This window comes from Microcystis sp. M_OC_Ca_00000000_C217Col, from assembly GCF_007095585.1.
GTDB lineage: Bacteria > Cyanobacteriota > Cyanobacteriia > Cyanobacteriales > Microcystaceae > Microcystis > Microcystis panniformis.
Window position 1 is genome coordinate 1 of sequence record NZ_SFBV01000045.1, and the last position, 7,830, is coordinate 7,830.

The window sequence follows — 7,830 nt, forward strand, 5'->3', positions numbered from 1 at the left end:
ATCACCACCCCGCGCCAATTGTTTTTTAACTGCGTCTGTTTGAGATAGAGAAAAATTTCGGCGAAAAAACGCGCATAAAACTCCGGATCATTCTGAAACTGAACTTCGGTAAAATAAATCGGTAAATCTTCCCGTTCTGGTAGAAAGACTCCATCGATGCGAAAAGATAGTTGTTTCACCTCTACGGAGGAAAATCGATAGAAATTGGCTAATTCCCCGGGAAAGTCGATTAACTCAAACAGAAGACCTGGAAAGGTTTGAAAAAGTCGGTAGAAAATCGTGTCGGTTTTCATGAGTTCGCTCTATCCCTCTGGTGCGTCACTGGGTTCTGGAGGAGTATTTTTGACTTTTTTGGGGTTAATTGCCTTCGGACTGGCAATAAAGAGCGATTTTAGCCAATTCCATCGCTTTTTTAGTAAGGATAGCATCGAAGAAAGGGGTCAAGGAAGATAAGGAAATTATATCTCTACTGCCGAAAGTGGTCCCTCTACCGGTTCAAATTCGTCCTCTAATAGCCAATTTTCCGCTTCCTCGTAACTCGCACCGGTGAATACTACCTGATAACCCTCAGAAGGATCGTACACGCGATAGTTTCCTGAAGATTCAGCGAGTAAAAGCAAGATATAGGGGGGAGATAGCAGCGGATCGATCCAAACCTCGGCAAAATTCCAATTATTATCGGCTAGGTTAGCTGCGGGGGATAACGTCCTAGGGGTTTTCTGCATCGATCCAATGTTTTCTAGAATGGGGAGAGAATTAATTGCCATCGATCCATGATTCAGAGTATCTCGTCCTCTTGGTTGTCTGAGTATTCCTCGGCAGTTGCCGCAGGAATTTGCGCTATTTTAGTCTTTTTTGGTTGGTTATGCCTACATCTTAATCTGATCGGCCTAGCTTTAATCCTACTACCGATCGCATATGTGGTGGGAGGATACGAGAGTACCCAAGCAGGATTAACGACTTTATTCGAGGAAAAAGAACTGGATGTGGACCTGTTAATGATTGTAGCGGCGTTAGGGGCGGCGATTTTGGGACTCTGGGACAGTAATTACTATCTCATCATCGATGGAGCCATTTTAATCCTGATTTTCGCTATTAGTGGCGCATTAGAACAGATTGCCATGGCGAAAACCGATCGCAATATTCGTTCTCTCATGGCTATGACTCCCGATACTGCTAGATTAATCACGGGAGACAGCGAAAAAGAGGTTCCTATCAAGCAATTACGGATCGGTGACACAGTTTTAGTCAAACCGGGTGAATTAATCCCCATTGACGGCATTATTATGGAGGGAAACAGTCCCATTAATCAAGCGCCAATTACCGGAGAATCCCTTCCCGTGGATAAAACCATCGGGGAAGAAGTCTTTGCGGGAACTCTCAACGGTGCGGGAGTGCTACGCTTAAAGGTGGAAACTCCCCCCGAAAGTCGCTTAATTGAGAGGGTGATTCGTTTGGTAGAAAAGGCACAAAATGAATCCCCTCCCTCCCAACAGTTTATCGAAGGTTTCGAGCGGGGTTATGCGAAAATTATCGTGATTTTGGGCTTAATTTTCGGGATTTTACCGCCTTTTTTCTGGGGTTGGACCTGGGAAACCACTATCTATCGGGCCTTAATTTTTCTCGTGGTGGCTTCTCCCTGTGCTTTAATGGCCTCAATTATGCCAGCTTTGTTATCGGGTATCGCTAACGGGGCAAAACAGGGGATTTTATTCAAAAATGGCGCAAGATTGGAGATGATCGGCCGCATACGAGCGATCGCTTTTGATAAAACCGGCACTCTCACCCTTGGTAAGTTGCAAGTGGTGGAAATTATCCCTATCCATGCAGTCAGCGAAAATGAGGTGTTAGCGGTGGCTGCATCCCTAGAATCCTGTTCCGAACATCCCATCGGGTCCGCTATTACCAGCACAGCGCTCGAACGTGGTATAAATTTCTTCAGTGCTAATCAGGTACAAGCGGTATCGGGACGAGGTATCACGGGAAAAATTGCCGATAAGTCGGTATCTGTGGGCAATTTTGCCTATATTCGTGACCATATTGCTGATCTTGACCAGAATATTCTAGCTACCCACGAACGTTTACAAAAAGAAGGTAAAACCCTCGTTTGGGTAGTACAAGAGAATCAGATGCTCGGTGCGATCGCTGTGGCCGATACCCTTCGTGAATCGGCAGTTAATCTGGTGGAGCAGCTAAAAAAGATCGGTATCGAACATATCGTTTTAATTACGGGTGATAATCAACAAAGTGCCGATAAAGTCGCTAAAAAACTCGGTATTGAGGAGATTTACGCTGATTTACTGCCTGAAGATAAGTTAACCGTGATCAAAAATCTGCAAGAAAAATATCACACTGTCGCTATGGTAGGAGATGGCATTAATGACGCGCCCGCTTTAGCTATGGCTAATGTGGGGATTGCCATGGGAAAAGCGGGTAGTGATGTGGCCTTGGAAACGGCCGATATTATCCTTATGTCCGATAATTTAGCCAAAATTCCCAGCGCGATTAACCTCGGTCGTCGTGCCAATCGCATTGTTAAACAGAATATCACTTTCGCCCTCGCATTTATCGGCATATTGCTCATAGCCAATTTTGTTGGTGATATAACTTTACCTCTAGGTGTCATCGGTCATGAAGGATCGACGGTATTAGTGACTCTCAGCGGTTTAAGATTGTTGAAATAGGGATAAAAATACAGAGAACTATGGGCGAAATCCAGGCAATCCGAGGCACAAAAGATATTTTACCGGCGGAGATCGGTTACTGGCAGTGGTTAGAGGAAACTGCCAGCAGAATTTTAGGGACTGCGCTGTATCAAGAGATACGAACTCCCATTTTTGAACAGACGCAACTTTTTGAACGGGGTATCGGGGAAGCGACGGACGTGGTGGGTAAAGAAATGTACACTTTCTTTGATCGCGGTCAACGTTCCCTGACTTTGCGACCAGAGGGAACGGCTGGGGTCGTTCGCGCCTATATTGAACACAAATTACAGGCCGCTGGAGGAGTACAAAGACTCTGGTATAAGGGGCCGATGTTTCGTTATGAACGTCCGCAAGCGGGTAGGCAGCGACAGTTTCATCAAATTGGGGTCGAATTGTTGGGAACTGATGACCCTAGGGCGGATGTGGAAGTAATTACCCTTGCCAGCGAGATATTAAAAGCTGTGGGGCTAGAAAACCTAAAATTAGATATTAATTCCCTGGGAAATGCCCAAGATAGGCAAAATTATCGTCAGTCCCTGCTAGATTATTTGACTCCCTACAAAGCTGATTTAGACGCGGATTCTCAACAGAGATTAGAAAAAAATCCCCTGCGAATTTTGGATAGTAAGGACGAAAAAACCAAGATTATCTGTGAGAATGCCCCCAGTATTCTTGAACATCTCGGCAGTGATTCTCAAAAGTATTTTGAACGGGTACAATCTTTACTAACTGATTTGGGAGTTATCTATAATCTTAATCCCTGTTTAGTGCGAGGATTGGACTATTACACCCATACGGCCTTTGAAATTCAGTCCGATGATTTAGGCGCTCAAGCCACGGTTTGCGGTGGTGGTCGTTATGATGGTTTAATAGCTCAATTAGGCGGTCCAGACACGCCAGCAGTGGGTTGGGCAATCGGTTTAGAACGTCTGATTATATTATTACAACAAAAGCAATCTTTATCTTTTTTGGTTCCCGATTTTTATCTCGTCTCCAAAGGAGAAAAAGCTGAGGCCCGCAGTGTGGTGTTAGCGCAACAATTACGCGGATTGGGGTTTAGCGTTGAGTTAGACTTAAGCGGCAGCGCTTTCGGAAAACAATTTAAACGGGCCGATCGAGCTAAGGCGGTGGGCTGTATAATTTTGGGGGATGCTGAGGCTGAAAATGGCACGGTACAACTGAAATGGATGGCCACCCAAGAACAAATTAGTCTAACCCAAGCGGATTTATTGACACAAGCAAGGGAATTAAAAGCGCAAATCTCTCGGCACAAATCCTAAGTTTTAGCGTCATGGCCAAACATTAGGCCTAGGCTAGGATTATGGAATTTATACTGCAAAAACAAGGGGAGAATCACGGACACACAATTTCTAATAATTCTCTAGAAATTGTCTCGGGAAACTATCGTCTCTTGGCCCGTCTGGATTCTCCTTTTGCTCATATTGAAGTGCGTATCGATTACGAATCTCCCGAAAGTAGCGAACGATATACCCATTATTATCGATCGGATGCTGGGGGTTGGCTGGAAATTTTTTCCTATCGAGATTTAGGAATAGGTAGCTGGAAGATTCGCTGTTATGGGGATATTCTGGCAGAATTGGGGGGGCAAGGTTGGCAAGAAATGTTAACTTTAATTGTTACTCCTGTTAAGATCAATTATCTGGCTCAATTAGAACAGTTAATTAAAACCGAAATTGAACCTTTATTAGCACAAGAATCCTCTCCGGAGATGGTAAAACTAGAATTTGCTGATTTAACCAATAATTCTGCCTTTGTTTTTGATTTATGCCTACCAGAGGAAACAATGACCGCTAGGGAAGGGGTAACTCTAGAACTGCCGGAACCTGCTAATATGAAAAAGAGCCTTCAAAGTTTATCTAATCGCAATTCTGCACCCCTACCCCCGAAAATATCCGGTTCTAATTCTCGCCGAAAATCACCGCAACTGCCCCCAATTCCTAAAAATAAATAACCTGATAGTATGTAATGATGAGGTGAGGCAGCAACTTAAACCTAAGATTTTTTCAAGAACTTCTGACGAACTCGCGAGATTAATAGGTCTAATTCTGGTAACTTCAATAACATCGCACCGAGGAGGAATAAACCCACCGCTACGGTCGAAGCCAAACCTAACTGTAATAATTGTAGGAAAATATTACCAGCACCGAAAACCTTTTCCCAACCCCAACTAGCTCCCCAACTAGCAACACCAGAAAGTATTGTAATTACCGTTAATCCCAATAAGGATAAACCCCATTCTCCCAGAGGTAAACCCCCTAAACGACGATTTAAAATCACCGTAAAAATGCCCATAGAAAGGATATTAACCCCTACGGTTGCTAAAACAATCCCCGGGGTACCAAAAGGTCTATACAAGAGGAAATCCAGCACACCATTGAGAAAAATATTCACCATACTCACCTTAAAGGGAGTGTCGCCATCACCCAAAGCATAGAACACTCGTACTAAAACATCGCGACCGAGATAGAAAAACATCCCGAAACCGTAGGCCATTAATACGGGAACCACCTGTTCCGAGGCAGCCAGATTAAAGGCACCCCGTTGATAGATAACTCGCACTACCGGGAAAGCGAGGGCGATAAAGATAGCGGTGAAGGGTAACATGGTTAAAGCGGTCAATAATAAACCCTGACGGATTCTTTGCTTCAATTCTCCCCAATTTTCCGGTTCCGTCAGTCGAGAAAATATCGGCATAAACGGCACGAGAATCATGTTGGACATGATGCCCAAGGGCGTGAGAACGATAAAACTGGCGTAACGCATGGAAGCGGCGGCATTTTCGATAAAAGAAGCGAAAAAGAGGTCAGTATAAACGTTAATATGCAACATTCCCGAAGATAAGGTCGCCGGAATCATCACCCGCAACACCTCCGACACCCCCGGTATCCGCCAATCCCAACGAAATGTTAATTTTCCTAAACCTGCCTTGACTTGTGCGCCCACTTGTGCTAACCATTGCCAGAGCGCCCCAACGAGAGTACCGCCGGCGAGGACAAAACCCCCCAGTTGCACATATTGCGGCTCATCAATGCGATCGCCAACGAACCAAGCCAGCAAACCCACCCCGATAATCACCGCCACACTGGAAAAAAGCGGACTGAGACTCGGTAGCCAGTATTGATCCGCCGCGTTGAGAGTACCGAAACCGATGCCGATTAAACCAGCTAAAACCGCCATGGGGGCCATAATTTGCAGTTGTTGAATGGCCATGCTGCGGGTGGCGGCATCTAAACCGGGGGCGAGAACATCGATAAAAATATTGGCAAAAACGATTAAAAAGACGGTGACAGCTAATAAAATCGCACTGACTAGGGTGGTAATAGTCTCGACAATCGGCGCGGACTCGGATTTATCTCTTTTGGCCAAAACACTGACCAAAGCGCTGTGAAAGGGGCCGTTAATACCACCGAGGAGAATTAACAGAAAACCGGGGATAACGTAGGCAAAAGCGTAGGCGTTCACCACTGGCCCAACACCGTAGGCAGCGGCGATTACCTGTTCGCGGACTAAACCAAAAACCTTACTGATTAAGGTGGCAACGGCGACAATTCCGGCAATACCGGCTAAGGAACGGGTAGCTTTCTTATTAATGACGACACCTCGAAAGAAAACAACTGCATTGATCGATTCTACCCGTTTCTGTGTTCCCGTAGAAAAGCGCTCTCTAGTTGGCAAATTTAATTTGACTGGAATGTATAACACCCATTTCCCCACAGACATTCGTATAATACCAAGAGCCAACCGAACCATAAATATTGATGGTTCTACGTTCTCTGACTGAACAGATGATATTGCCATTGGGGGATGTTCTCACATTTGATGGTGGAGAAAACACTATTGCTGTAGCGATTCTTGATGTGGATTGAGAACTATTGAATCTGTAACTACACACCACCTCTAGCATTGTTTGAGTCGCTTGAGAGCGGGGACGATGAATTTGTCTTTCGGGAAAAGTCGTCCAAGTTCCGTTATCACAATTAGCTTGGCTAACCAGTCGTTGATTTCCTAAATAATAAACAAAGTCAACACTACGCGAACTAGCCGGAACAATCGAACATAAATCGATGTTAACGCTTTTTCCCGTCACAGCAGTTCCGGCAAAGTAATTACAAGTTTGAGCCAAAACTAGATTAGGTTTTGCCCAGGAAGTACCGACTACCATGGTTAAAGATAGACTAGAAATCAAAATAATTTTTTTCATGGTTGATTTGACATTTTCTGGAGGCTTTTTCTGAGATTATTTTATACTCAATTGAATTGCGGCTAGAACCTGATGGCGACAAAATATTAGTATTTTTTATCTAATTCTCTGTTCCCACAGAAAAGCGATCGCTAGTTTTCAAATTTAATTTGACTGGAATGTATAACACCCATTTCTCCACAGACATCCTTATCATACCAAGAGCCAACCGAACCATAAATATTGATGGTTCTACTCTAATCACCCGTTCAGGAAAACTTAACAATGCCCACCAGCGATCGCACTGGATAAAAGTGTTTCTAAGGCGATCACAAAAGGTTTAAGAATGTGAGGGATTGATGTTACAATATCTCTTGAATAGATATTATTAATTGAGGCTTTCGATAAAGAACGCATATAATAGGTCAATAAAAATAAAAAGGGGCGTTAATTGCACCCTACGCGATTGATGATCGCTCTGAAAATCCTTATCGGTCTGATTGAGGTGCGACAATGATCGCCACAATTTCCGACTAGAATAAAGAACCAGCAACTCTCAATGATTACGAATTTCACTGAGTGCCAACGGTCATTAGAATTGGACATTTTCGGTTTCACTTCTATTCCGATGAAGGTTCCGAACCGCCACCTATTCATGTACGTTCTCCTGATGGTGAATGTAAATTTTGGCTTGAACCGATAATCATTTTAGCTTCCAATCGTGGTATTCCTGGACTTCCCCCGTATAAACATACTAGCTATGGCTAAAAGTCTTACAGAGCCTGAGTTCAAGCAATGAAGTACTAATGAACTACTGGACACAAAATCCTGAAGTTCTTACGCCGATAGGGTTTGAGGCAAAAATTTTCAAATTTGACCTTTAGACCATTATAGCTTGTTTCGGGGCAGAAAATCAGCAAAAAC

The 7,830-nt window shown here is 44.1% G+C and carries 9 protein-coding genes; 4 read left to right on the top strand and 5 right to left on the bottom strand.

Annotated elements, in window-relative coordinates; genetic code table 11:
- The 3 genes from EWV66_RS02560 to EWV66_RS02570 all read right to left on the bottom strand — a co-directional run.
- Nucleotides 1-293 (bottom strand): DUF2887 domain-containing protein (locus EWV66_RS02560; protein WP_287109021.1); only part of this gene is annotated, 293 nt, incomplete at its 3' end.
- A gap of 9 nt (nt 294-302) precedes the next feature.
- The gene (locus EWV66_RS02565) at nt 303-428 is read right to left on the bottom strand and encodes a hypothetical protein (protein ID WP_260441341.1); all 126 of its coding nucleotides are present in this window, start codon (nt 426-428) and stop codon (nt 303-305) included.
- A 30-nt stretch (nt 429-458) separates the two neighbouring features.
- Complete coding sequence (locus EWV66_RS02570) at nt 459-767, bottom strand: hypothetical protein (RefSeq protein ID WP_072927646.1); 309 nt, start codon at nt 765-767, stop codon at nt 459-461.
- Between the two features lie 6 nt (nt 768-773).
- Between EWV66_RS02570 and EWV66_RS02575 the strand changes: the two genes are divergently transcribed.
- The 3 genes from EWV66_RS02575 to EWV66_RS02585 are packed head-to-tail and all read left to right on the top strand — an operon-like array spanning nt 774 to nt 4,677.
- A complete protein-coding gene (locus EWV66_RS02575) occupies nt 774-2,684 on the top strand; it encodes a heavy metal translocating P-type ATPase (RefSeq protein WP_287109022.1) in 1,911 nt (636 codons plus the stop codon).
- 20 nt (nt 2,685-2,704) lie between these two features.
- Nucleotides 2,705-3,985: a histidine--tRNA ligase gene (hisS, locus tag EWV66_RS02580; protein ID WP_287109024.1), complete on the top strand. Its 1,281-nt coding sequence runs from the start codon at nt 2,705-2,707 to the stop codon at nt 3,983-3,985.
- A 41-nt stretch (nt 3,986-4,026) separates the two neighbouring features.
- Nucleotides 4,027-4,677, top strand: coding sequence for a hypothetical protein (locus tag EWV66_RS02585; RefSeq protein ID WP_052278229.1), 651 nt, complete (start codon nt 4,027-4,029; stop codon nt 4,675-4,677).
- Nucleotides 4,678-4,718: 41 nt separating this feature from the next.
- On the opposite strand, the gene murJ is transcribed toward EWV66_RS02585, so the two are convergent.
- Both murJ and EWV66_RS02595 read right to left on the bottom strand, forming a co-directional pair.
- Nucleotides 4,719-6,446 (bottom strand): murein biosynthesis integral membrane protein MurJ, encoded by a 1,728-nt coding sequence (gene murJ / locus EWV66_RS02590; RefSeq protein ID WP_287109028.1) that lies wholly within the window; start codon nt 6,444-6,446, stop codon nt 4,719-4,721.
- Nucleotides 6,391-6,927, bottom strand: coding sequence for a hypothetical protein (locus EWV66_RS02595; RefSeq protein ID WP_287109025.1), 537 nt, complete (start codon nt 6,925-6,927; stop codon nt 6,391-6,393). Before EWV66_RS02595 ends, murJ begins: the two co-directional genes overlap by 56 nt.
- A gap of 558 nt (nt 6,928-7,485) precedes the next feature.
- Between EWV66_RS02595 and EWV66_RS02600 the strand changes: the two genes are divergently transcribed.
- The gene (locus EWV66_RS02600; protein WP_287109027.1) at nt 7,486-7,674 is read left to right on the top strand and encodes a DUF4160 domain-containing protein; all 189 of its coding nucleotides are present in this window, start codon (nt 7,486-7,488) and stop codon (nt 7,672-7,674) included.
- Nucleotides 7,675-7,830: the final 156 nt, after the last annotated feature.